The sequence below is a fragment of the Telluria sp. ZB2R32 genome (assembly GCF_059685715.1).
Window position 1 is genome coordinate 894,805 of record NZ_JCASIG010000002.1, and the last position, 23,075, is coordinate 917,879.

At 64.8% G+C, this 23,075-nt stretch carries 20 protein-coding genes; 9 read left to right on the forward strand and 11 right to left on the reverse strand.

The window, feature by feature from the left end; all coding sequences use genetic code 11:
- Positions 1 to 43: 43 nt before the first annotated feature.
- Entirely contained in the window at positions 44 to 1,075 is a 1,032-nt protein-coding gene (gene hrcA, locus AC56LG_RS09005) for a heat-inducible transcriptional repressor HrcA (protein WP_497165749.1), read from the reverse strand.
- Between the two features lie 64 nt (positions 1,076 to 1,139).
- Positions 1,140 to 1,856, reverse strand: coding sequence for an HAD family hydrolase (locus tag AC56LG_RS09010; protein ID WP_497165750.1), 717 nt, complete (start codon positions 1,854 to 1,856; stop codon positions 1,140 to 1,142).
- 268 nt (positions 1,857 to 2,124) lie between these two features.
- On the opposite strand from AC56LG_RS09010, the gene AC56LG_RS09015 reads away from it, so the two are divergent.
- Both AC56LG_RS09015 and AC56LG_RS09020 read left to right on the forward strand, forming a co-directional pair.
- Positions 2,125 to 2,718 (forward strand): hypothetical protein, encoded by a 594-nt coding sequence (locus AC56LG_RS09015; protein ID WP_497165751.1) that lies wholly within the window; start codon positions 2,125 to 2,127, stop codon positions 2,716 to 2,718.
- Positions 2,719 to 2,736: 18 nt separating this feature from the next.
- Entirely contained in the window at positions 2,737 to 3,411 is a 675-nt protein-coding gene (locus AC56LG_RS09020) for a hypothetical protein (protein ID WP_497165752.1), read from the forward strand.
- 184 nt (positions 3,412 to 3,595) lie between these two features.
- On the opposite strand, the gene AC56LG_RS09025 is transcribed toward AC56LG_RS09020, so the two are convergent.
- The 5 genes from AC56LG_RS09025 to AC56LG_RS09045 form a co-directional block, all read right to left on the reverse strand.
- Positions 3,596 to 3,787: a hypothetical protein gene (locus AC56LG_RS09025; protein ID WP_497165753.1), complete on the reverse strand. Its 192-nt coding sequence runs from the start codon at positions 3,785 to 3,787 to the stop codon at positions 3,596 to 3,598.
- A 338-nt stretch (positions 3,788 to 4,125) separates the two neighbouring features.
- Positions 4,126 to 4,902 carry a 16S rRNA (adenine(1518)-N(6)/adenine(1519)-N(6))-dimethyltransferase RsmA gene (gene rsmA, locus AC56LG_RS09030; RefSeq protein ID WP_497165754.1) on the reverse strand — a complete coding sequence of 259 codons (777 nt, stop codon included), beginning with the start codon at positions 4,900 to 4,902 and terminating at the stop codon, positions 4,126 to 4,128.
- Positions 4,903 to 4,913: 11 nt separating this feature from the next.
- On the reverse strand, positions 4,914 to 5,960 hold the full coding sequence (pdxA, locus tag AC56LG_RS09035; RefSeq protein ID WP_497165755.1) for a 4-hydroxythreonine-4-phosphate dehydrogenase PdxA: 1,047 nt from the start codon (positions 5,958 to 5,960) through the stop codon (positions 4,914 to 4,916).
- Positions 5,961 to 5,964: 4 nt separating this feature from the next.
- Positions 5,965 to 7,368: a peptidylprolyl isomerase gene (locus AC56LG_RS09040; RefSeq protein WP_497165756.1), complete on the reverse strand. Its 1,404-nt coding sequence runs from the start codon at positions 7,366 to 7,368 to the stop codon at positions 5,965 to 5,967.
- Between the two features lie 44 nt (positions 7,369 to 7,412).
- Positions 7,413 to 9,635, reverse strand: coding sequence for an LPS-assembly protein LptD (locus AC56LG_RS09045; RefSeq protein WP_497165757.1), 2,223 nt, complete (start codon positions 9,633 to 9,635; stop codon positions 7,413 to 7,415).
- 95 nt (positions 9,636 to 9,730) lie between these two features.
- Here AC56LG_RS09045 and AC56LG_RS09050 point away from each other — a divergent pair, with 95 nt between their 5' ends.
- Genes AC56LG_RS09050 through AC56LG_RS09065 form a run of 4 tightly spaced genes read left to right on the forward strand, consistent with a single transcriptional unit; the run spans position 9,731 to position 14,041 of the window.
- Entirely contained in the window at positions 9,731 to 10,789 is a 1,059-nt protein-coding gene (locus AC56LG_RS09050; protein ID WP_497165758.1) for an aminoglycoside phosphotransferase family protein, read from the forward strand.
- A 20-nt stretch (positions 10,790 to 10,809) separates the two neighbouring features.
- The gene (gene murU / locus AC56LG_RS09055; RefSeq protein ID WP_497165759.1) at positions 10,810 to 11,529 is read left to right on the forward strand and encodes an N-acetylmuramate alpha-1-phosphate uridylyltransferase MurU; all 720 of its coding nucleotides are present in this window, start codon (positions 10,810 to 10,812) and stop codon (positions 11,527 to 11,529) included.
- Positions 11,526 to 12,857: an aminopeptidase P N-terminal domain-containing protein gene (locus AC56LG_RS09060; protein ID WP_497165760.1), complete on the forward strand. Its 1,332-nt coding sequence runs from the start codon at positions 11,526 to 11,528 to the stop codon at positions 12,855 to 12,857. The genes murU and AC56LG_RS09060 overlap by 4 nt, the downstream gene beginning before the upstream one ends.
- Complete coding sequence (locus tag AC56LG_RS09065) at positions 12,854 to 14,041, forward strand: FAD-dependent monooxygenase (RefSeq protein WP_497165761.1); 1,188 nt, start codon at positions 12,854 to 12,856, stop codon at positions 14,039 to 14,041. The genes AC56LG_RS09060 and AC56LG_RS09065 overlap by 4 nt, the downstream gene beginning before the upstream one ends.
- Positions 14,042 to 14,165: 124 nt before the next feature.
- Here AC56LG_RS09065 and AC56LG_RS09070 read toward each other — a convergent pair whose 3' ends face one another.
- Genes AC56LG_RS09070 through AC56LG_RS09080 form a run of 3 tightly spaced genes read right to left on the reverse strand, consistent with a single transcriptional unit; the run spans position 14,166 to position 17,099 of the window.
- Entirely contained in the window at positions 14,166 to 15,638 is a 1,473-nt protein-coding gene (locus tag AC56LG_RS09070; protein WP_497165762.1) for an NAD(P)(+) transhydrogenase (Re/Si-specific) subunit beta, read from the reverse strand.
- Positions 15,635 to 15,976, reverse strand: coding sequence for an NAD(P) transhydrogenase subunit alpha part 2 (locus AC56LG_RS09075; protein ID WP_497165763.1), 342 nt, complete (start codon positions 15,974 to 15,976; stop codon positions 15,635 to 15,637). Before AC56LG_RS09075 ends, AC56LG_RS09070 begins: the two co-directional genes overlap by 4 nt.
- Before the next feature lie 10 nt (positions 15,977 to 15,986).
- On the reverse strand, positions 15,987 to 17,099 hold the full coding sequence (locus tag AC56LG_RS09080) for a Re/Si-specific NAD(P)(+) transhydrogenase subunit alpha (RefSeq protein ID WP_497165764.1): 1,113 nt from the start codon (positions 17,097 to 17,099) through the stop codon (positions 15,987 to 15,989).
- A gap of 247 nt (positions 17,100 to 17,346) precedes the next feature.
- Between AC56LG_RS09080 and AC56LG_RS09085 the strand changes: the two genes are divergently transcribed.
- From AC56LG_RS09085 to AC56LG_RS09095, 3 genes are all read left to right on the forward strand, one after another.
- Positions 17,347 to 17,844 (forward strand): NUDIX hydrolase, encoded by a 498-nt coding sequence (locus AC56LG_RS09085; protein WP_497165765.1) that lies wholly within the window; start codon positions 17,347 to 17,349, stop codon positions 17,842 to 17,844.
- 13 nt (positions 17,845 to 17,857) lie between these two features.
- The gene (gene mnmA / locus AC56LG_RS09090; protein WP_497165766.1) at positions 17,858 to 18,970 is read left to right on the forward strand and encodes a tRNA 2-thiouridine(34) synthase MnmA; all 1,113 of its coding nucleotides are present in this window, start codon (positions 17,858 to 17,860) and stop codon (positions 18,968 to 18,970) included.
- Between the two features lie 262 nt (positions 18,971 to 19,232).
- Positions 19,233 to 20,891 (forward strand): methyl-accepting chemotaxis protein, encoded by a 1,659-nt coding sequence (locus AC56LG_RS09095; RefSeq protein WP_497165767.1) that lies wholly within the window; start codon positions 19,233 to 19,235, stop codon positions 20,889 to 20,891.
- 193 nt (positions 20,892 to 21,084) lie between these two features.
- On the opposite strand, the gene AC56LG_RS09100 is transcribed toward AC56LG_RS09095, so the two are convergent.
- On the reverse strand, positions 21,085 to 22,896 hold the full coding sequence (locus AC56LG_RS09100) for a bifunctional diguanylate cyclase/phosphodiesterase (protein WP_497165768.1): 1,812 nt from the start codon (positions 22,894 to 22,896) through the stop codon (positions 21,085 to 21,087).
- Positions 22,897 to 23,075 lie beyond the last annotated feature (179 nt).

The following is a 23,075-nucleotide window of genomic DNA, read 5'->3' on the forward strand; positions in this document are numbered from 1 at the left end:
CAATGAACGACGGCGCCGATGGCGCCGTTTTTTGTTGGTGACCTTACGAATTGCTCAACGCATTCGACAGCAACTTCGCCGTGATATCGACAATCGGAATCACCCGCTCATACGCCATGCGCGTCGGCCCGATGACGCCGAGGGTGCCGACGATCTTGCCGTTGACCTCGTAGGGCGCGGTGACCACGCTCATCTCGTCCATCGGCACCAGGTTCGATTCGCCGCCGATAAAAATCTGCACGCCGCCGGCGCGGCTGGAAACGTCGAGCAATTGCATCAGGCCGGTCTTTTGCTCGAACATCTCGAACATCTGGCGCAGCGAACTCATGTTCGAGGACAGGTCGGATACCGACAATAAATTGCGCTCGCCGGAAATGACCATCTCTTCGCTGCCTTCTGCCATCGCCTCGCTGCCGGCTTCCACCGCCGTCTGCATCAGGCCGCCAATGTTCTCTTGCAGCTGACGTAGTTCCCCCGTCAGGCGCGCGCGCACTTCGTCGAAGGTGAGGCCGGCGAAATTCTGGTTCAGGTAATTTGCCGACTGCACCAGTTGCGTCGGCGTGTAATCGACCTCGGTGAGCAGCAGGCGGTTCTGGACGTCGCCGCGCGGGTCGACGATCACCAGCAGGATGCGCTTTTCGGACAGGCGCAGGAATTCGATTTGCTGGAACACCGATTCACGGCGCGGGCTTTGCACGACGCCGGCAAATTGCGTCAGCGAAGAGAGCATCTGCGCCGCGTTGGCGATGAGTTTTTGCGGCTGCTGGGCGCACAGCCGCATGCGTTCGGCATCGACGCCGTGCTGGCCATGCTGGCCATCGAGGTGCTGCACCGTCAGCAGCGTGTCGACGAACAGGCGGTAGCCGCGCGGCGTCGGCACCCGGCCGGCCGAGGTGTGGGGGCTGGCGACATACCCCATTTCCTCGAGGTCGGCCATGATGTTGCGGATCGTCGCCGGCGACAGGTCGAGGCCGGAAATTTTGGAAAGCGCACGCGACCCGACCGGCTGGCCGTCGGCAATGTAACGCTCGACGAGGGCTTTCAGCAGGGTTTGGGCTCGGGGTTCAAGTTGCATGGGGAGTGGTGGCGCGCAGAATGGTTGCACGGCTATTATGCACGCTCACGCGCGCGCTGTGCACTCACGCGTGTTCGCGCTTGAGCCAATCGAGCAGTTCATCGAAACTGGCGACGATGGCGTCCGGCTGCACGCCCTCTTCCAGGTGCCGGCGGCTGGCGGTGCGGTTCATCCAGACCGCGCGCAAGCCGGCGCGCTGGGCGCCCTGCACGTCGAGCAGCAAGTCGTCGCCGACGTGCACCGCCTCTTGCGGCGCCACGCCGAGCGCCGCGCAGGCGGCGTGAAAGATCGCCGCATCGGGTTTCGCGCGCCCGAAACCGGGCGCCGCCACCGAGGCGTGGAAATGGTGGGCCAGTCCGATCGTCTGCAGGTCGGCATTGCCGTTGGTAACCGAGCCGACCAGGACACGCCCTTTCAAGCGAAGCAAGCCTGGCAACACGTCGTCGTAGGGAATCACGGCGTTGCGCGCGGCGAAAAATTCGGTCATGGCCAGTTCGACCTTGTCCGCGTTTTCCCCCGCCTGTTCGAAGGCGGCGATCAGGCCGGCGCGGCGCAGGGCGCCGAGGTCGAGCTGGAATTCGGGACGGCGCGCCAGCAGCTCCAGGCGCGCCTGGCGCAGGCTGTCGATGCTGAAGCGTTCGGCCACGCGCGGCGCGTTGCTGGCCAGCCATGCGAACAAGGTCTGCTCGGCCTGCACGATGACGGGCGCGATCGGCCACAGCGTGTCGTCGAGGTCGAACAGGATGGCTTTGGGCCAGGGGCGGCGGTGGGATGGCTTCATGCCGGGGCTTAGTCGAAAGCGGTCGTCAGGGTGACCCAAGCATAGCGAGGCCAGCGGCGAAATGCAAACGGACGGCGCCAGCGGGAACGGCCCGCGTTATGGTGGCGCCGCGCGTGCCACTGCGCGTGCCACCGCACCGTTACACCCCGATACAAAGCCTAATGCGCGCGGGCCTTGTCAAATGCTCTAAAATGATGGGCAAACTTCCACCATGCGGCCCGGCGCCGTGCAATTGCGCGCCTTGCCCCTCCCCTTTTTTGGAGAAATTATGATTCGTTCCCCCCTGCGTGCCGGCATCGCGCTGGCATGCGCGCTCAGCCTGTCCGCCTGCGGCGGCGGCGACGGTGATGTGTACGTCGGCGGCACGGTTTTCGGCGTGACCAAGGCAGGCCTGGTGCTGACCAATAACGGCGGCGACGACCTCGCCGTGCCGGCGGGCGCCGCCGAGTTCTTTTTCAACACCCGTGTCGAAACCGACGCCGGCTACGACGTCAAGGTCAAGGCCGTCCCGCCCAACGTCGACGGCATCGAAAACTGCGTCGTCAGCGGCGGTTCGGGCCGGGCGGTCTTTACCATCACCAGCGTGCGCGTGATTTGCCAGATCCGCACCCATGCGCTGACCGGCAACATCATCGGCCTGAACGGCGCAACCGGCCTGGTCCTCGTGAACGGCACCGACCGCCAGGAGATCGTGCCGACGAGCACCGATCCGCAAGCCTTCCGCATGGCCCCGGTGACCGAAGACCTGCCGTACGGCGTGACCATCCTGAAGCAGCCGGCCGGCCGCCAATGCACGGTCGAGAACGCAACCGGCACGATGGGCGCGAGCGACATCGGCAACGTCATCGTGCGTTGCGCTTAATAATTCGTGGAGACTAATTTGAAGAAATCGATCCTGGCGCTGTGCGCGCTGACCCTGGCCGCCGGCCTCGCCGCCTGCGGCGGCGGCAAGTCGGGCCATACGGTCGGCGGCACCGTCACCAACCTGCAGGAGGGCACGCTGGTCCTCGTCACCAACGGGATGGAAGTCGCTATCCAGCCGCAACGCGACAGCAGCGGCAAAATCTTGCCGACGACGAACTATGCGTTCCCGAACCAGCTGGAATACGGCGAGGCATATAACGTCACGCTCAAGCAGATCGGCACCGACAGTCTCGGCCAGGCCATCTATCTACAGCCGTTGCACCAGGTATGCGGCCCCCTGAACATCCCGGGCAACGTCACGAGCGATACCGCGGGCCGCCTGTCCTCGATCAACATCGCGTTCGGCTGCGACTACGCCAGCCACAGCATCGGCGGCACGATCACGGGCCTGGCAGCCGACGGCCTGGTCCTGAACAACGGCGGCGCGACCCTGCGTGTGGCCAAGAACGATGCCGGCGTGTATCCGACGACCTTTGTCTTCGAAACTGCCGTCACCTACAAGCAGACCTATGGCGTAACGGTCCTGACGCAGCCGGCAGGACAGACCTGCAGCGTCGCCAACGGAACCGGCGAGATGGGCGACGAAAACATCACGTCGATCAGCGTTACCTGCGTTACCAATCCGGCCTGAGCGCATGGAGACATTCACAACACATATGTCGATCATTCCCAAATAAAATTAGACGTATATGTTGTGGTGCAGCATAATTGCACCTGTCTCCTCCAACTCTCCTCAGAAAAGAATTGGATTTAAGCCTACCCGCAACGGTGGGCTTTTTTTTGTCCGCGTTTTTGCAGGCGCCTTGGACAAAGGCTCAGCCGAACTTGGTGGCGCTTGGGAGGCGCTTGCCGGTGACTTTGACGATCGCCATTTTCTCGCTGCCGACCGACACCATGGCATCGGCGCGCACTTGCGCCTTGTAGCTCTCGGCACTGGCCCAGGTGGTGCCGACGACGGCGAGTGCGGCGACCAGGAACAGCGCTTCCATATGTTTGAGGACGTTCATTTCAGGCTCCCTTCGGTTGGATGTTTGCCCTGGTGCTTCTGCGTTTGGGCTGTCGATGGGAGTACTTTAGCAACGGTCCCTTTGCCCTTCCATCGGCATGCGACGAACTGCGCAAAGGGCGCGATGAAACGCGCGCAGAAGGGATATGGCGCGCTTGTGCAGCGCGTCACAGATGGTTTGAGAGGGAACGCGGCAGATGCCAACGTAGGGTGGGCACTTGTGCCCACGCGGGATGGTACAGATGATCAACCCTAAAATCGCGCCAGGCAGGAAGCGCGAAAATAAAGGGTTTGCGGTCTTCAAGAATACGAGCGCGTGGGCACGAGTGCCCACCCTACTCAAACCGGCTTCAGAAGATTCGCCAGCGCCACGTACTGCTCCAGGCTGACGTTTTCCGGCCGCACGCCCGGGTCGATCCCCGCTTCGAGCAACTGCGCTTCGGTGAACATGCCGGCCACGCAATTGCGAATGACCTTGCGCCGCTGCGAGAATGCCTTTTGCACCACGGCTTCCAGGGTCGGGCCGTCGACGGCCAGTTTGCGGCGCGTCGGCACCATGCGCACGATGGCCGAATCGACCTTCGGCGGCGGGTCGAAAGCAGTCGGCGGCACGATGAACAGCAGCGCCATGTCGTAGCGCCATTGCAGCATCACCGACAGGCGCCCGTAGGCCTTGGTGCCCGGTTCGGCCACCATGCGCTCGACCACTTCCTTTTGCAGCATGAAATGCTGGTCCTCGACCAGGTCCGCGAACTCGGCCAGGTGGAACAGCAGCGGGCTCGAGATGTTGTATGGCAGGTTGCCGACCACGCGCAGCTTTTGTCCCTCCGGTACCGGCAGTGCGCCGAAATCGAACTTCAGGGCGTCGGCCGAGTGCACCGTCAATTTCTCTTGCGGATAAGCTTTTTCGAGGCGCACCACCAGGTCGCGGTCGAGTTCGACCACGTGCATGTGGTCGAGTTGCTTGAGCAGCAGCGCCGTCATCGCCGCCAGGCCCGGCCCGATCTCGACCATCGCCTCGCCGCGGCGCGGATCGATCGCTTCGATGATGCTGGTGAGGACGTGGTTATCGGTCAGGAAGTTCTGGCCGAAGCGCTTGCGTGCTACGTGTTTCATTCGTACTTTCGTTAATGTGATGCGGTGCGACTGGCCGCCACCATGCCCATGGCGGCGCGGATCGCCTCTTCCATGCTGCCGCAATCGGCCCGGCCGAGACCCTGCGCGGCCAGGTCGAGCGCGGTGCCGTGGTCGACCGAGGTACGGATCAGCGGCAGGCCGAGGGTGACGTTGATGCCGCGCCCGAAGGTCGCGTGCTTGAGCACGGGCAGGCCCTGGTCGTGGTACATGGCGAGCACGCAATCGGCCTCGTGCAGATACTTCGGCTGGAACAGGGTGTCGGCCGGATACGGCCCGCGCGCATCGATGCCGCGCGCCTGCGCCGCCGCCAGGCTTGGCGCGATGACCTCGATTTCCTCGCGCCCCAGGTAGCCGTTCTCGCCCGCATGCGGGTTCAGGCCGGTCACCAGGATGCGCGGCGCCGCGATGCCGAATTTACTGCGCAGGTCGGCGTGCAGGATGTCGAGCACCTGCGCCAGCCCCTCCCGCGTGATCGCGCCAGGGACGTCCTTCAGCGGCAGGTGGGTGGTCGCCAGCGCCACGCGCAGGTAGGGCTGATCGCCGCCCGGCTGGCCGGCCAGCATCATGACCACCTTGGGCGTATTGGTCTTGTCGGCCAGGTATTCGGTGTGGCCGGAAAATGCCACGCCGGCCTGGTTGATGGTGCTCTTTTGCAGCGGCGCGGTGACGATGGCGTCGAACCAGCCGGCCGCCACGCCTTCGAGCGCGAGGTCGAGCGTGGCCAGCACGGCGCGGCCGTTGTCCGCGTCGAGGGTACCCGGCACCACGTGCGCGGCCAGCGGCACGTCGATGACGGCGATGCGCTCGCGGCCGAAGTGCGGCAGCCCGCCGTTGCGCAAGGCCTGGATCGACAGCGCCGCCAGGCGGATCTCGGGGTCGATCAGGCTGGCGGTGAGCGCCAGGAAGGCGGCGTCGCCGACCAGCACGCAGTTGGCTTGCCCACGCAGCGCCCAGGCGGCGCGGATCGAGATCTCGGGGCCGATGCCGGCCGGCTCGCCGACAGTCAATGCCAGCGTCGGACGGGTTGCCTGCTCCATGGTGTTACGCCTCTTCGCGGTACTCGACGTAGGCGCGGTCGCGCACTTCGCGCGCCCAGTCCTCGAAGGCTTCGCCGAGTTTGCGCTCGCGGATCACCTGGCGTGCGCGCAGGCGCTCCTTCTCCTTGCTCTGGTCTTCGGTCTTGCGCTCGAGGACTTCGATCAGGTGGAAGCCGAACGGGGTCTCGACCACGTCCGACAGCTGGCCCGGCTTCAGGGCATCCATCGCGGCAGTAAATTCCGGCACCACGTCTTCCGGCGTAATCCAGCCCAGCTCGCCACCGCGGGCGGAGCTGCCGTCCTGGCCGTTCTGGCGCGCCATGTCCTCGAAGGTGGCCGACTTGCTCTCGATTTTCGCCTTGATCTCGGCCAGCTTGGCCTTGACCTGCGCCACCGGCATGGCCGGCGAGGCCTTCATCAGGATGTGGCGCACGCGGCTCTGCTGCACCAGCGCCTGCTCCGGCGTTTGCGACTGCGCCAGGCTGCGCTTGTCGATCATCTTGATGATGTGGAAGCCGGTATTACTCTTGATGACAGGCGTGACCTGGCCCGGGCTCAGTTTGCGCAACTGGTCGGAGATCAGCGGCGGCAGGCGGTCCGGGTCGCGCCAGCCGATGGCGCCGCCCTTGAGGGCGTCGGGCGCGTCCGAATAGGTGGCGGCGATCTTGGCGAAGTCGGCGCCGGTGCGCAGCTGGCGCGCGACTTCGTCGGCACGGGCGCGGCGCGCGGCGATCTGCTCGGGCGTGGCGTTGACCGGGATGCCGACCAGGATCTGGGCGATGTCCATCTCGACCTTCTCGGCCGCGGCGGCCTTTTCGGCAGCGAGATAGGTATCGATTTCGGCGTCCGAGACCTGGATCTTGCTGTCGACTTCATGTTCGCGCAGGCGCTGCATCATGATTTCGTTGCGGATCTCTTCGCGGAACTGGGCGAAGGTCAGGCCTTCCTTTTCCATCTGGTTGCGCATGTCCTGCACCGACATCTTCTGGCCTTCGGCGATGCGGCCGATGGCGGCGTCGAGCTCGCGGTCGACCACGCGCACGCCCATCTCCTTGGCCAGCTGCAGCTGGGCGCGCTCGACGATCATCGACTCGATCACCTGGCGCTCGAGGTCGGCCTGGGCCGGGAGCTGGGCGTTCTGGGCGCGCAGGCGCTGCACGATCTGGGCGACGCGGCCGCGCACTTCGTTGCGGGTGATGACTTCGTCGTTGACGACGACACGGATCGAATCGATGACGTTGGCGCTGCTCGAGGCCGGCGGCAGGAAACCGCTGCCGGGCGCGGCCGGCGCCGGCTGCGCGGCGGCTGGAGCGGGGCTCTTCGCGTCTTGCGCCAGGGCCGCATTGGCCGTGAGCGCGCACAGCAGCGCCGCTGCGAGCTTAAGGTGATGCAAACGGGTAGTACGCATAGTCTGGGAAGCACTCATTCAGGTCAAAATCATCCAGGGTCCGGTTACGGACGGCCGATGTTCTGGTTCAGCCGCGTATAGCCGGGAATACTCTTGTAAAACGCCTCCAGCGGGTTACCCAACCCGAGGCGCGACAGGCCGTTGAGCTCGAGCTGGAAGAACGACGACGTCGAGGTCGCCTGCGCCGCCGTCACGAAGCGTTGCGCGCCCATGCGGAAGATCCAGCAATCGGCCTTGTACTCGAAACCGACCAGGCCTTCGAGCACCTTGTGGTCGCGCAGCGAATAGCTGACGCGGCCGACGCCGTACCAGCGCTTCCACAGCGGCCACTGGGCCGACACGTCGGCGTTGCGGAAGCTGTCGCGCACGTAGCGGTACTCGGCATTGAGCACTTTCAGTGGCCCCGGCGTCCAGCGCACGCCATGGTTCTGGGCGTACACGCTCTTGTTAGTCGCGTCGTATTGTACGCTGCTGTCGAAGTTCCAGTGATTGATGATGCGGCCCGATGCCGCCAGCAGCAGGTCGGAACGGCCCGTCTCTTCGCCGGTCAGCACGCGGCCGACGCGCGGCTCGTCGAAATAAAAACGCTGGGCGATCGCCATGCGCAGGCGCTCGGCGCCGTCGGGTTCGATGTAGCGCGACACCAGCGCCGCGGTCAGCTGGTTGGCGTCGGACACCCGGTCGCCGCCGACGTAGCGGTTTTCGGTGAACAGCTGGGCATAACTGAAGCCGGTTTCGCCGGTATCGAAGAGCGGGAAGTCGTCCTGGTTCTTGTACGGCGTGCGCACGTAGAACAGGCGCGGCTCCAGGGTCTGGGTGGCGGCGCTGCCGAACAGCTTGGCCTCGCGCTCGAACACCATGCCGCTGTCGACCGAGAAGATCGGCAGCGTTCGCGACAGGCTGGAAGGACGGCCGGCGTCGCCGTCCATGTTGTACTTGGTCGCGTGCAGCATCAGCTTGGGCGTGACGTAGTAACCCGGACGCACCCAGGGATAGCTGACCTGGGACACGGTCAGCAGGCGGTTGCCGCTGTCGAAGGTCGGGTGCGCGAAGCGCGTCGCCTCGGCATCGATCGCCCAGTCGAACCCTTTTACGTCATAGCGGCCAGTATGAAAATTAATCTGGGGCATGCGGTCGTAGGGACGCGGAATCGCCAGCGCCGGATTGGCCACCGCCGCCGGTTCCTGCAGCACCTGGATGTTCTGGGCGCGTGCAGTCAGGCTCCAGTTCGGCGCCGTATAGCTGCTGTACACCTCGCGGATCAGCTGGCGCTCGGCGCTGGTGGCGACGGTCGGCGCGAAATCGCTCGGGTACTCGTCATCCGAGGCGCCGTGCAGGTTCCAGCCGAAACCCCAGCCCGGCGCCAGCGTCTGGTTGTGGGTCGAATCGATGCGCCAGCGGTCGGTGTGCGTGATGCGGTCGTTGCGCAGCGCTTCCACATGGGTCTCGCCGGCGTAGGGACCGCGCGCCGTTTCGCCCAGGTAGCGGCCGGTCGCGCCCAGTTGCAGGCCGCGGTCGAACATCATGCGCGGGTAGACCGTCAGGTCGCGGTTCGGTGCAATATTAAAATAGTACGGCACCATCACTTCGGACTTGCCCTTCGAGCCGAAGCCGATGGTGGCCGGCAGCCAGCCCGAACGGCGCGCGCCCGACAGCGAGAACGACAGCGCCGGCGTGCCCAGGATCGGGAAGTCCTTGAAATAGATGATGGTCTTGCCGGCGGTGCCGACGTCGCGCCCCGAATCGAGGCGCAGCGTGCTCGCCTTTAAGTACCAGTCCGGATTCGTCCCTTCGCAGGTGCTGTAGGTGCCGTCTTGGACCAGCGCTTCGTTCTCGCCGAGGAAATCGATGCGGTCGGCGCGGCCTTGCGCATTGTTCAGCTGCAGCTTGTAGCGCGGATTGGTGACGTAGCCGCGTCCGGTGGACATGTTCAGCTGCAGCGTGTCGCCCTGGTAGCGGTCGCCGAAGCGCCACATGTCGACGTTGCCGCTGGCCGTGACTTCGTCTTCGACCAGCAGGTAGCAAGCCCGGTCGGCCGTCATTTTCGACTGGCCGCGCGTGATTTCGACGTTGCGTTCGAGATTGATTTCGCGGTCCGGGCGGCCGCCGATTTCCTCGGCGCGCACGGTAACGGGAAGCTCTTGTTCGTCGGCATGGGGCGTAGCCGGCGCAACTTGCGCATGCAAGGGCCCCGAGGCCACGGTGACGAGGGCGGACAAGGCAACTGCCCGCCGCCGCGGGAATGGTAGGGCCGTAAACCAGCTCATGGAATCTGTGGCTGCACCATAAAGGGCGATTTTTTGGATTGAATCCCTTATTATATGGGAATTGTCTTCCTCAACCGGTTTCCGCTGGACGTTCCATGGCTTCTTTGTATCAAAACTCCCCCACTTCCGCCGAGCAGGACGCGCGCCTCGCACTTCTCACCGAATGGCTGAGCTCGCTTGACCTGGTGGAAACCGGTTCGCGCCGTCCGGCCTCGTCCGATGCCAGCTTCCGCCGCTATTTCCGCCTCGATGTGGCGCCGGCACTACGCGGCAAACTCGGCGACACCCTGATCGCCATGGATGCGCCGCCCGAGCGCGAAAACGTGCCCGCGTTTATCCACGTGGCCGGCCTGCTGCACGAAGCCGGCGTCACCGTGCCGGCGATCGTCGCGCGCGACGTCGAGCGCGGCTTCCTGCTGCTGTCCGACCTCGGCACCACCACCTATCTGGCCCGCCTCGATTCCGACAACGCCGCCTTCATGTATTCGGACGCGGTCGACGCCCTGATCAAGTTTCAATTGACCAGCCAGCCGGGCGTGTTGCCCGAGTTCGACCGCGCCTTCGTGCTGCGCGAAATGAACCTGTTCCCGGAGTGGTACATCACGCGTCACCTGGGCGTGACGCTCACCGACGCCCAGCAGGCGCAACTCGACAAGGTGTTCGAGACGATTACCGCCAACGTGCTGGCGCAGCAGCAGGTGTTCATGCACCGCGATTTCCACTCGCGTAACCTGATGTTCCTCGACCAGGGCAACCCGGGCGTGCTCGACTTCCAGGACGCCGTCTACGGCCCCATCACCTACGACCTCGGCTCGCTGCTGCGCGACGCCTACATCCAGTGGGACGAAGAAATCGTGCTGGACTGGGTGGTGCGCTACTGGCAAAGCGCCAAGCAGGTCGGCCTGCCGGTCAACCCGGACATCGACGCGTTCTACCGCGACTTCGAATTCATGGCCCTGCAGCGCCACCTGAAGATCCTCGGCATCTTCTGCCGCCTGAACTACCGCGACAACAAGGCCATCTACATGGGCGACCTGCCGACCGTGATGGATTACGTGCGCAAGACCGCGTACCGCTACATCGAACTCAAGCCGCTGGTGCGCCTGCTCGACGCTTTCGAAGACAAAGCGCCGCAGGTCGGCTACACCTTCTGAGTGCATTTTTCGGAAAATCCATGAAAGCCATGATCCTGGCCGCCGGCCGCGGCGAACGCATGCGTCCACTGACCGACGCCTGCCCGAAACCCCTATTGAAAGTGCGCGGCCGTCCGCTCATCGCCTGGCACATCCTGAACCTGGTCCGCGCCGGCATCACCGAGATCGTCATCAACCACTCGCACCTGGGCCACATGCTCGAGGATGCGCTGGGCGACGGCAGCCAGTTTGGCGCGCGCATCCAGTACTCGCACGAACCGGCGCCGCTGGAAACGGCCGGCGGCATCGCCAACGCCCTGCACCTGCTGGGCGACGAACCCTTCGTGGCGCTGTCGGGCGACATCTACGCGCCCTATTTCGATTTTTCCCAGGTGTTCGATGCGCTGCCCGACAACGACGCCATCGGCCAGCCGCTCCCCGCCGACAAACGCGACATCGCCTGGCTGTACCTGACGCCGAACCCGTGGCACAACCCGGAAGGCGATTTCGGCATCGACATGTACACCCTGTCGAACGAAGGCAACCCGAAGTGGAACTTCGGGAACATCGGCGTCTACCGCCGCGAAATGTTCGACGGCATCCAACCCGGCGAATTCGTGAAATTCGGCCCGCTGATGCGCAAGTTCATCGCCCAGGGACGCGTCGGCGGCGAAATCTACGAAGGCCCCTGGGTCAACGTCGGCACCGTCGCCCAGCTCGAGGAACTGAATGCCCCACTGGCCAAAAGGGCCGGCGCGTGAATCCGTTCGTCGCCCGCCGTGCACGCCTGGCGGCCGGCATGGAGCCGGGCGCAGTGGCGGTGCTGGCCACGGCGCCCGAAGTCGCGAGAAACAGCGACAGCGATTACCCCTACCGCCACGACAGCTATTTTTACTATCTGACCGGTTTCATGGAGCCGGAAAGCGTGCTGGTGGTCGTCGCCGCGCAGGGCGATTCGCCTGCCCGGTCGATCCTGTTCTGCCGCGAGAAAAACGTCGAGCGCGAGATCTGGGACGGGTTTCGCTACGGCCCAGAAGCAGCCCGTGACACCTTCGGCTTCGACGCGGCGTATCCGATCGGCGAACTCGATGCGCACATGGCGCGCCTGCTGGCCGACGTCCCCGTCCTGTATTACGCGCTGGCCCACAATGCGGCCTTCGACGCCCAGGTCGCAGGCTGGCTGAAGGCGGTACGCGCCCAGGCGCGCAGCGGCGTCATGGCGCCGGCACGCACGGCGCACCTGCTCGGGTTGTTGGACGAGATGCGCCTGCTGAAAGACGAGAGCGAGCAAGGGCTGATGCTGCGCGCGGCGACGATCGCCGGCGCCGCCCACCTGCGCGCCATGCGCGCGGCGCGGCCAGGCATGTTCGAGTACGAACTCGAGGCAGAACTGCTCTACGAATTCCGCAGGAACGGCGCCCAGTTCCCGGCCTATACGCCGATCGTCGCGGCCGGCGCGAATGCCTGCATCCTGCACTACAGCGCCAACAATGCGCAAACGGTCGACGGCGACCTGGTCCTGATCGACGCCGGCTGCGAATTCGACAGCTACGCCTCCGACATCACGCGCACCTTCCCCGTCAATGGCCGCTTCAGCGAGGCGCAGCGGGTGCTGTATGAACTGGTACTGCGCGCGCAGGATGCGGCGCTGCGCGCCATCGTCCCCGGCCACCCCTACAGCGACGTGCACGAGGCGGCGCTGGCGGTGCTGGCCGAGGGCATGCTCGACGTCGGCCTGCTCGATCGCACCACCTGGGGCAACGCCGACAACGTGCTGGCCGAACGCGCCTACGCTCCCTTCTACATGCACGGCACCGGCCACTGGCTGGGACTCGACGTGCACGACAGCGGCAGCTACCGCGACCTGGCCGCCGCCGGCAAGCCTTCGCGCCCGCTGGTCCCGGGCATGGCGCTCACCGTCGAACCGGGCATCTATGTACGACCTGGCCCCGGCGTGCCGGAACGCTTCTGGAACATCGGCATCCGGATCGAGGACGACGTGATCGTCGACGCAAGCGGCGCGCGCGTGCTGTCCGGCAGCGCGCCGAAGACGGTGCTGGAAATCGAAACCCTGATGGCGGAGCGATGATGGAAGAACATAAGAACAGCGGCGACGTCGATGTCGACGTGGCGATCTGCGGCGCCGGCCCGGTGGGCCTGGCCCTGGCCGCGCTGCTGGCGCGGCGCGGTGTCCAGGGGCAGCGCATCGCCCTGATCGATGCGCGTGCGCTGGGCCAGTCGATTGCCGATCCGCGCTCGATCGCGCTGGCCTGGGGCAGCCGCATGCTGCTGGAAGAAGTCGGCGCCTGGCCGATCCCTTCGACGGCGATCCACACCATCCACGTCTCGCGCCGCGGCCAGCTCGGGCGCAGCCTGCTCGACCGCAGCGAACACAAGCTCGATGCCCTCGGCTACGTCACCCGCTACGGTGAAGTCGTCGATGCACTGGCGCGCGCGGTCGAGCGTGCCGGCGTGCAGGTGATCCGCCCGGCACGCGTGAACGCGCTCGACGAAACGGCCGACCACGTGGCGCTGCAGCTCGACGATGGCCGCACGCTCACCGCGCAGGTGGCGGTCGGCGCTGAAGGCGGCGTATTCGGGCAGCAGGAAGACAAAGGCAAAACCCGTGACTACGGCCAGAGCGCGGTGATTGCACGCGTGTCCGCCGCCAGCCCGATCGCGCACCGCGCCTTCGAGCGCTTTACGGACGAAGGCCCCCTGGCCCTGCTGCCGCAGGAAGGCGCCGACGGGTATCAGTATGCGCTGGTCTGGTGCGTGCAGCCCGAGCGCGCCGAAGCGTTGCAGGCGATGGACGAAGAACGTTTTCTGCACGAACTGGGCGACGCCTTCGGCGGGCGCCTGGGCCGGTTTACCAAAGTATCCGCCCGCTTCGCTTATCCGCTCGGCCTGAACGCCGAAGCGCACGCCACCACGCGCACAGTCGCCATCGGCAACGCGGCTCAGACCCTGCACCCGGTGGCCGGCCAGGGCTTGAATCTCGGCCTGCGCGACGCCGCCGTGCTGGCGCGACTGCTGGCGCGTTGCCCGGGGCCGGAAGGCATCGGACGCTTCCTCGACGAACGTGCGCAGGACCGCCAGCTGACGATCGCGCTGACCGACGCCATGGCGCGCGCCTTTGTCGGCAGCGGGCCGCTGCAATCGGTGCTCGGACTCGGCCTGGCGGCGCTGGACGTGGTGAAACCGGCGCGTACGCTGCTGGGGGAGCTCATGATGTACGGGCGACGGGGCGGATCGGCGCTGCTGCCCAGGTAGGGTGGGCACTCGTGCCCACGCGGTGCACCGTCTCCCGATTGAAATGCGGTTCGACAATAACACGCTGAACCGCGTGGACTCGAGAGCCTACCCTACGTTATGCCGCGGCCGCGGAATAATGCATTTATTCGACCGCCTTCACCATCGACTCGATCACCTTCTTGGCGTCGCCGAACACCATCATCGTGTTCGGCATGTAGAACAGATCGTTGTCCAGCCCCGCATAGCCCGACGCCATCGAACGTTTATTGACGATGATGCTTTTCGCCTTATAGGCTTCCAGGATCGGCATACCGGCGATCGGGGATGTCGGGTCTTTCGCGGCCGGGTTGACGACGTCGTTCGCGCCCAGCACCAGCACCACGTCGGTCTGGCCGAATTCGCCGTTGATGTCTTCCATCTCCGCCACCTGGTCGTAGGGCACTTCGGCTTCGGCAAGCAGCACGTTCATGTGGCCCGGCATGCGCCCTGCCACCGGGTGGATCGCGTAGCGCACGTTGACGCCGTGTTCGGTCAGCTTGTCGACCAGCTCCTTGACCGAGTGCTGGGCGCGCGCCACCGCGAGGCCATAGCCGGGCACGATGATCACCGATTCGGCGTTTTGCAGGATGAAAGCGGCATCTTCGGCCGAGCCGGATTTGACCGGGCGCTGTTCCTGCGCGCCGCCAGCGGCCGCCGTCGCCTCGCCGCCGAAACCGCCCAGGATCACGTTGAAGAACGAGCGGTTCATCGCCTTGCACATGATGTAGGAGAGGATGGCGCCGGACGAGCCCACCAGCGAGCCGGCGATGATCAGCATCGAATTGTTCAGCGAGAAGCCGATGCCGGCCGCCGCCCAGCCTGAATACGAGTTCAGCATCGACACCACCACCGGCATGTCGGCGCCGCCGATCGGGATGATGATCAACACGCCCAGCACGAACGACAGCGCGGCCATGATCACGAATGGCGTCCAGGCCGGCTCCACCGCATCCGAAAAACAGAACACCAACCCTAACGCGATGATGGCGATGGCGATGACCAGGTTCAGGATGTGCTGGCCACCGAAACGCACCGGCGCACCCTGGAACAGGCGGAATTTGTATTTGCCCGAGAGTTTACCGAAGGCGATGACGGAACCGGAAAAGGTCACGGCGCCGACAAAGGTGCCGATGAAGAGTTCCAGCCGGTTCCCGAACGGCAGCGCGCCGCCGCGCTCGGCGATATTAAAGGCCCAGGGTTCGGACACGGCCGCCACCGCGATGCACACCGCTGCCAGGCCGATCAGCGAGTGCATCGCCGCCACCAGTTCCGGCATCTTGGTCATCTCGACCTTTTTCGCCGCATACGCCCCGATCGCGCCGCCCACCACCACGCCCAGCAGCACCAGGCTAAAACCCATGCCGCCGCTGCGCGCGCTGTCGGCGGCGGCAAATTCCGCCTGCAGCTTCAGGATCAGGGCGACGGTGGTGACGGCGGCGATCGCCATGCCGGCCATACCAAAGGTATTGCCCATGCGCGCCGACGACGGCGACGACAACCCCTTTAAAGCCTGGATGAAGCAGACCGAGGCGACCAGGTAGAGCAGCGTGACCATGTTCATGCTGATGGCGTTCATGCGGCCTCCTTCTGGGCCGGCTTGGCGGAAGCGGCGTCGGCCGACCGCTTCGGTTCCTTCTTCTTGAACATCTCCAGCATGCGCTGGGTGACCAGGAAGCCGCCGAACACGTTGACGGCGGCCAGGGCGACGGCGACCGTGCCCATGGCCTGGCCCAGCACCCCTTCGGTGAGGCCGGCGGCGAGCATGGCGCCGACGATGATGATGGCAGAAATGGCATTCGTCACCGCCATCAGCGGCGTGTGCAGCGCCGGCGTCACGGTCCAGACGACGTGGTAGCCGACGTAGATCGCCAGCACGAAGATGATCAGGTTGATGATGGTGTGGCTGATTTCCATGTCGTCTCCTTTAGGCGCGCAGGCTTTCGCCCTGATGACAGAGCAGCGTCGCGCGCACGATCTCGTCCTCCAGGTCGATGGCGAACTTGTCTTCTTTATCGAACACCAGTTTTAAAAAGTCGAGCACGTTGCGCGCGTACAGGGCCGAGGCGTCGGCCGCGACCAGCGCGGCCAGGTTCGGCTCGCCGATGATGTGGACGCCATGCTTGACCACCGTCTTGCCCAGTTCGGTCAGCGGGCAGTTGCCGCCCTGCTCGATCGCCATGTCGACGATGACCGAACCGGGCTTCATCGCCATCACGGTCTCTTCGCGGATCAGCACCGGCGCCGCGCGCCCCGGAATCAGGGCAGTCGTGATGATGATGTCGGCCAGCTTTGCCCGCTCGTGCACCAGTTCTCCCTGCCGGCGGATCCAGTCGGCCGGCATCGGGCGCGCATAGCCGCCCACGCCTTGGGCGATCTCGCGCTCTTCGTCGGTAAGAAAAGGGACGTCGATGAACTTGGCGCCGAGCGACTCGACCTGCTCTTTCACGGGCGGGCGCACATCCGACGCTTCGATCACCGCGCCCAGGCGCTTCGCCGTGGCGATCGCCTGCAAGCCGGCCACACCGACGCCCATGATCAGCACGCGCGCGGCCTTCACCGTGCCGGCGGCGGTCATCAGCATCGGCATGAAGCGTTGATAGGTGTTGGCCGCGAGCATGACCGCCTTGTAGCCGGCGATGTTCGCCTGCGATGACAGCACGTCCATCGACTGCGCGCGGGTGATGCGCGGCGCCGCTTCCAGCGCAAAGGCGCTGATGCGGCTGGCGGCCATGGCGGCGGTGTTGTCTTTATCAAAAGGATTGAGCATGCCGACCAGCACGGCGCCGGGACGCATGCGCGCGCGTTCGGCTTCATCCGGGGCGCGTACCTTGAGGACCATCTCGCAGCCGAAGGCATCGTCCGCGCTGCCGACCGTGGCGCCGGCGGCGGCATAGGCCTCGTCGGTAACGGCGGCATGAATACCAGCGCCGGACTGCACCACGACCTGGTGCTTGCTAGCCAATTTTTTCACTGTTTCCGGAGTTGCCGCTACGCGGGTCTCGCCCGGCCGTGTTTCGGCCGGAATGCCGATTCTCATGCATTCCTCCCTGATGTTGGTGTTCTGTTCACAATCTAACACGTAAACATGGCCGTTTTGTCATTCCCCGCACCTGCTCCGGCGGGCGTCATGCATTGTGGGTAAATACGATACAGCCAGGCCACATTGCTGCCCTTTTTTGTATCAAATCGCTGCAATTGACGCTTTTTTGTTGCACTGCACAGGTACTTGCAAGCAACGCTTTGAAGGGCGCTGTAGAATATCGGCTCATTTGTCGAGGACGCGCATGACCCATACCTTCAGACCGTCAGTCACCGTTGCCGCCATCATCGAACGCGATGGCCGTTTCCTCCTGATCGAGGAAGAGACGAGCGAAGGCATCAAGCTGAACCAGCCGGCCGGCCATCTCGACCCGGGCGAATCGCTCGAGCAGGCGGTCGTGCGCGAAGCGATGGAAGAGACGGCGCACGAATTCATCCCGACCGGACTGGTCGGCATGTACATGTCGCGCTATTACTCGAAATCGCGCAATGCCGATATCACTTATTTACGCTTCACCTTTTGCGGCATGGCCGGCAAGCAGTACGACCGGCCGCTCGACGACGGCATCCTGCGCACCCTGTGGATGACGCGCGACGAGATCGCCGCATCTAGCGAACGCCACCGCAGCCCGATCGTGCTGCAATGTGTGGACGATTACCTGGCCGGCCGGCGTACCGACCTGGCCCTGCTGTACACTCACCCGTCGGTGTTCGAAGAAACACTGGCCACCAATCCAACTTAATAGCAGACGTAACATGAGCAAGAAAAAAGTCGTGATCGGGATGTCGGGCGGCGTCGACTCCTCGGTCGCGGCCTGGATGCTGAAAGAACAGGGCTATGAAGTCATCGGCCTGTTCATGAAGAACTGGGAAGACGACGACGATTCCGAATACTGCTCGACGCGCCAGGACTGGATCGACGCGGCCAGCGTGGCCGACGTGGTCGGGGTCGACATCGAAGCGGTGAATTTCGCCGCCGAATACAAGGACCGCGTCTTCGCCGAATTCCTGCGCGAATACCAGGCCGGCCGCACGCCCAATCCGGACGTGCTGTGCAATGCCGAAATCAAGTTCAAGGCCTTTCTCGATCACGCGATGAAGCTCGGTGCCGACCTGATCGCCACCGGCCACTACGCGCGCGTGCGCGAAAACAGCGCCGGCAAGTTCGAACTGTTAAAGGCTTTCGACCACACCAAGGACCAGAGCTATTTCCTGCACCGCCTGAACCAGGCGCAGCTGTCGAAATCGCTGTTCCCGCTGGGAGAAATCCCGAAGACGGAAGTGCGCAAGATCGCGGAAAAATTGCAATTGCCGAACGCGGCCAAGAAGGATTCGACCGGCATCTGCTTTATCGGCGAACGCCCGTTCCGCGACTTCCTGAACCGGTATCTGTCGCACAAGCCCGGTCCGATGAAGCTCGACAACGGCCAGACCGTGGGCGAACACATCGGCCTGTCGTTCTATACGCTGGGCCAGCGCAAGGGCATCGGCATCGGCGGCCTGAAATCGCACCGCAACGAGGACGGCACCAGCGAACCATGGTTCGTCGCGCGCAAGGATATCGCCACCAACACGCTGTACATCGTGCAGGGCCATGATCACCCGTGGTTGTTGTCGGCCCGTCTCGACGCCGGCCAGGCCAGTTGGGTCGCGGGCGAGCCGCCGGCGCCTGGCCTGCTGTCGGCCAAGACGCGCTACCGCCAGGCCGACGTGTCCTGCACGGTGGCAGCCGAAGGGCTGGACCGCTTCGCGCTCGATTTTACCGACCCGCAATGGGCGGTCACGCCGGGCCAGTCGGCGGTGCTGTACGACGGCGACATTTGCCTGGGCGGCGGCATCATCGACGGCGCCAGTGCGGCGCCGGGGTGAACGACACGGAAGCAAAAGAAAACCGGCCTGTGCCGGTTTTTTTTCGCCCACCTGTCTTTAAGCCAAAGTAAATCTTTGTTATCAGGGTTGTAAATACGCAGCACTATATTGATATCTTTACCATAACCAGCGAAGAACAAGTGGTTTTTCGTCTGAAGAGGTTAAGTTTCTTCATTGAAAGACGTTATTCTAGTTTCCGTGCGGCAAAAAAGAGACCGGCTTTCCTGTTCGGCCGCCCGATAACCACTAGAAAACGTCAATCATGAACATCTCGAACCTGCGTGTCCGCACCCGGCTGTTTGCGGGTTTCGCCATCCTGTGCGCCTTCCTTCTCGTCGTTGTCGTGTTCGGCGCCACGATGCTCGGCCGGATCAATGCCGGCACCGAGGTCATCGTCACCAACTACATGCCGAAGATCGAGGCATCGAATGCCGTGCTCACCGAGGTCAACGCCATCTCGCTCGCGCTGCGCAACATGTTGATCAACGCCGATGCCGCCGACCGCAAGACGCAGCAAGCCGAAGTCGAGCGCGCCCGCGCCGCCATCGCCGCCACCTTCACCAAACTGCAAGGCGTGATCGTGAGCGAACAGGGCAAGGCGCTGTTGAAGCAAAGCCTCGATTACAACGTACAAGCCACCGCCGCCCAGGACGAGCTGCTGCGCCGTATCGGTGCCAACGACATCGCCGGCGCATCGGACTATCTCGTCAAGCAGTACCGCCCGCTGCTGGGCGAGTACCGCAAGGTGATCAACGGCCAGGTGCAGATGCAAAAGGAACTGGCCGACAAGGCCGTGGCCGAGGCCAAGCGGACCTATGCCAACACCGTCAACATGATGATCGGCCTGAGCACGGTCATTTTCGCCCTGGCGGCGTTCATCGCCTGGCGCATCACCGCTTCGATCACGGTGCCGGTCGCGCGCGCCCTGGCCGTGGCCGAAACGGTGGCCGCCGGCGACCTCACCAGCCGCATCGAGGTCACGACGGGCGACGAACTGGGCCAGCTGCTCACCGCCCTGAAAAAGATGAACGACAGCCTGCTCACGACCGTCTCGACGGTGCGCGACGGCACCGGACTGATCGCCTCGGCCTCGTCGCAGGTGGCGGCGGGCAGCCTCGACCTGTCGAGCCGCACCGAGGAACAGGCCAGCGCGCTCGAGGAAACGGCGTCGTCGATGGAAGAGCTGACCGCGACCGTGAAGCAGAATGCCGATAACGCGCGCCAGGCCAGCACGCTGGCCGACACGGCGTCCATGGTGGCTGCGCGCGGCGGCGACGTCGTCAAACAGGTGGTCGGCACGATGGACGCGATTGCTGCGTCGTCGACGCGCATTGCCGACATCATCGGCGTCATCGACGGCATCGCCTTCCAGACCAACATCCTGGCACTGAACGCCGCCGTCGAAGCGGCGCGCGCCGGCGAACAGGGGCGCGGCTTCGCCGTCGTCGCCGCCGAGGTGCGCAACCTGGCGCAGCGCTCGGCCACCGCGGCGAAGGACATCAAGGACCTGATCGCCGACTCGAACGGCAAGGTCGGCGCCGGCAGCTGCCTGGTTAACGAAGCCGGTGCGACGATGGAAGAGATCGTGGCGAGCGTGCGCCGCGTCACCGACATCATGGGGGAGATCAGCGCCGCCAGCCGCGAGCAGAGCGCCGGCATCGAGCAGATCAACCAGGCCGTCACCCAGATGGACCAGGTGACCCAGCAGAACGCCGCCCTGGTCGAGGAAACCTCGGCCGCGGCCGACGCCATGCGCAGCCAGGCGGCGGCGCTGGCGGCCACGGTGGCGGGGTTCAAGACCGGGAACGAGGAGCAACCGGCGGTGCCGGCGCCGCGCCCAGTAAAACCGGTGCCGGTGCGCGCAACGCCACGCACGATGCGGTTGGCTGGCGCCGCTACCGGCGGTTGGGACGAGTTTTAATCGTGTAACGCGGAGGTGCATTTTCGTAGCGTGGGCACGCGTGCCCACGCGGTCGTGCCCATGCATACCGCAACGTCTCAGACGCCCTCTCTCGCGCGTGCCTGCCGTTTCTTTGAAAGCCGCGTGACCGCAAACGGTGTACCGCGTGCACTCAAGAGTCCACCCTACGTATCGCAGCCGATCGCCCGTCACCTCAAGCGCAGGCCGCTTCCCCCTGCTTCGCCCGGCGCGGACGCTCCAGCGTCCACTCCGCGCAAATCCATTCCTCGAACTGCTGCGGCGCCATCGGGCGCGCGTACAGATACCCCTGCACCTGGTCGCAGCCGGCGTCGGCCAGGATGCGCGCCACCGGCGCCGTCTCCACGCCTTCGGCCACGACCTGCTGGCCGAGGTCGTGCGAGAGCTTGATCATGGTCGCCACCAGCGCGCGCTTGCGCCCGTCGGTATCGAGGTTGCGTATGAAACTCTGGTCGATCTTGATCACCTTCGCCGGCACGCTCTGCAGGTAGGCCAGGCTGCTGTAGCCGGTGCCGAAATCGTCGATCGCCAGCTGCACGCCGCCGCCGGCCAGGGCCTCCAACGTGGCGGCCGCCAGCGTGCGGTTCGACATCAGCGCGCTTTCGGTGATCTCGATGGCCAGCGCGCCCGGCGCCAGGCCGTGCGCGCGCAGGCGGGTCAGCACGTGGGCGCAAAAGTCCGGCTCCAGCAGGTTCACCGCCGACACGTTCACCGCCAACTGCGTCACCAGGCCGGCGCGCTGCCAGGCGGAGAGTTGATGCAGCGCGCGCTCGAGCACCCAGCGCGTGGTCGCGCGCGCCAGTGAGGTCTGCTCGACCACGGGAATGAATTCGCCCGGGGAGACTTCGCCCAGGGCCGGGTGGCGCCAGCGCAGCAGCGCCTCGGCGCCGATGCAGCGGCCGGTGGCCAGCTCGATTTTCGGCTGGAACACGAGGCGCAGCTGGCTGTCGTCCTCGAGCGCGCTCCCAAAATCCTTGGCGACGCGAAAACGGCGCATGAACAGCGCATTCTGCTCGGCCGAGAAGACCCGCACCCGGTGCCCGCCTTCGATGGCGTCGTGTGCTGCGCTGTACATGTCGCGCAGCAGGTCGGATGGGTCGGCTTGGCCGGTCGTGAACGGCACCACGCCGACGGTGGCGGTGGTGACGAAGCGCGCGGTGGTGCTGTCGGCACGCAGCGCGACCCAGGCGCCGAGCCAGTCGCAAAAGCGCGCCAGGTCCGCACCCGGCTCGGCCAGGAAGGCGAACTGGAACGGCGCCACGTGGTACAGCTTGCGCGTGGGACCGAGCGCCGCACGCAGCATGCGCGCCGCTTCGGTAACGATGTCGTCGACGAAGCCGGCGCCCATCGCGCGCACTGCGCTGCTCATCTGTTCGGGGGTGGCCAGGTTCACCAATGCCGCCAGGCGCGTTTCTCCAGCCGGGCGGTCGAGCGCCAGGTCGCGCAGGTCGTCGGCGAACTGGCTGCGGTTCGGGATGCCGCTGACTGGGTCGATCCGGCCGATCGCGTGCTGCAGTTCGATCTGCGCCATCACCATCGCGGCCAGGTCGGCGAGACCCGTGCGTTCGCCGGCGCTGACCGCACGCGGCTCGGTACCGAGTACGCACATCGCGCCCAGACAGTGGCCGTCGCGCGTCATCAAAGGTGCGCCGGCATAGAAGCGCACGCCGCTGGCGGCCAGGTTGCTGTCGCGGTAAAAATCGTCGGCCAGCAGGTCGGGAATGACCAGCATGCTGCACGTGTCCGCCACATGGCCGCACGGCGCCTTCTCGCGCGGAATTGAACAATGGTCGACACCGACACGCGACTTGAACCACTGGCGGTCGACGTCGGTGAGCGACACCGCGGCGATCGGCAAGCCGAACAACTGGGCAGCCATGCGCGTAATGCGGTCGAAGGCCTCGTTGGGCGGGGTGTCGAGCAGGTCGAGCTTGCGCAGGGCGTCGAGACGGGCTGTTTCCAGCTGGGCCGGCAGAGAGGAAATCATGTGATGTTGGTTCTTGCCGGCGCTGCCGAAAGATATGACGAAAATGATGATGCAATCATTTTGATCGTCAAATTTCCACAAGTCAACTTAATTATTATGAATTGACGCGTAAATACGTCGAAATGTGACAGGGAAACAATTCTAGCGGAGTCAACATCATCAATTTCGGCATTTTATCT

Bases quoted from the DNA above. Each gene is read 5' to 3' on its own strand.
- hrcA (WP_497165749.1), bottom strand. From the start codon at position 1,075: ATGCAACTTGAACCCCGAGCCCAAACCCTGCTGAAAGCCCTCGTCGAG.
- AC56LG_RS09010 (WP_497165750.1), bottom strand. From the start codon at position 1,856: ATGAAGCCATCCCACCGCCGCCCCTGGCCCAAAGCCATCCTGTTCGAC.
- AC56LG_RS09015 (WP_497165751.1), top strand. From the start codon at position 2,125: ATGATTCGTTCCCCCCTGCGTGCCGGCATCGCGCTGGCATGCGCGCTC.
- AC56LG_RS09025 (WP_497165753.1), bottom strand. From the start codon at position 3,787: ATGAACGTCCTCAAACATATGGAAGCGCTGTTCCTGGTCGCCGCACTC.
- rsmA (WP_497165754.1), bottom strand. From the start codon at position 4,902: ATGAAACACGTAGCACGCAAGCGCTTCGGCCAGAACTTCCTGACCGAT.
- pdxA (WP_497165755.1), bottom strand. From the start codon at position 5,960: ATGGAGCAGGCAACCCGTCCGACGCTGGCATTGACTGTCGGCGAGCCG.
- AC56LG_RS09040 (WP_497165756.1), bottom strand. From the start codon at position 7,368: ATGCGTACTACCCGTTTGCATCACCTTAAGCTCGCAGCGGCGCTGCTG.
- AC56LG_RS09045 (WP_497165757.1), bottom strand. From the start codon at position 9,635: ATGAGCTGGTTTACGGCCCTACCATTCCCGCGGCGGCGGGCAGTTGCC.
- AC56LG_RS09050 (WP_497165758.1), top strand. From the start codon at position 9,731: ATGGCTTCTTTGTATCAAAACTCCCCCACTTCCGCCGAGCAGGACGCG.
- murU (WP_497165759.1), top strand. From the start codon at position 10,810: ATGAAAGCCATGATCCTGGCCGCCGGCCGCGGCGAACGCATGCGTCCA.
- AC56LG_RS09065 (WP_497165761.1), top strand. From the start codon at position 12,854: ATGATGGAAGAACATAAGAACAGCGGCGACGTCGATGTCGACGTGGCG.
- AC56LG_RS09070 (WP_497165762.1), bottom strand. From the start codon at position 15,638: ATGAACGCCATCAGCATGAACATGGTCACGCTGCTCTACCTGGTCGCC.
- AC56LG_RS09075 (WP_497165763.1), bottom strand. From the start codon at position 15,976: ATGGAAATCAGCCACACCATCATCAACCTGATCATCTTCGTGCTGGCG.
- AC56LG_RS09080 (WP_497165764.1), bottom strand. From the start codon at position 17,099: ATGAGAATCGGCATTCCGGCCGAAACACGGCCGGGCGAGACCCGCGTA.
- AC56LG_RS09085 (WP_497165765.1), top strand. From the start codon at position 17,347: ATGACCCATACCTTCAGACCGTCAGTCACCGTTGCCGCCATCATCGAA.
- mnmA (WP_497165766.1), top strand. From the start codon at position 17,858: ATGAGCAAGAAAAAAGTCGTGATCGGGATGTCGGGCGGCGTCGACTCC.
- AC56LG_RS09095 (WP_497165767.1), top strand. From the start codon at position 19,233: ATGAACATCTCGAACCTGCGTGTCCGCACCCGGCTGTTTGCGGGTTTC.
- AC56LG_RS09100 (WP_497165768.1), bottom strand. From the start codon at position 22,896: ATGATTTCCTCTCTGCCGGCCCAGCTGGAAACAGCCCGTCTCGACGCC.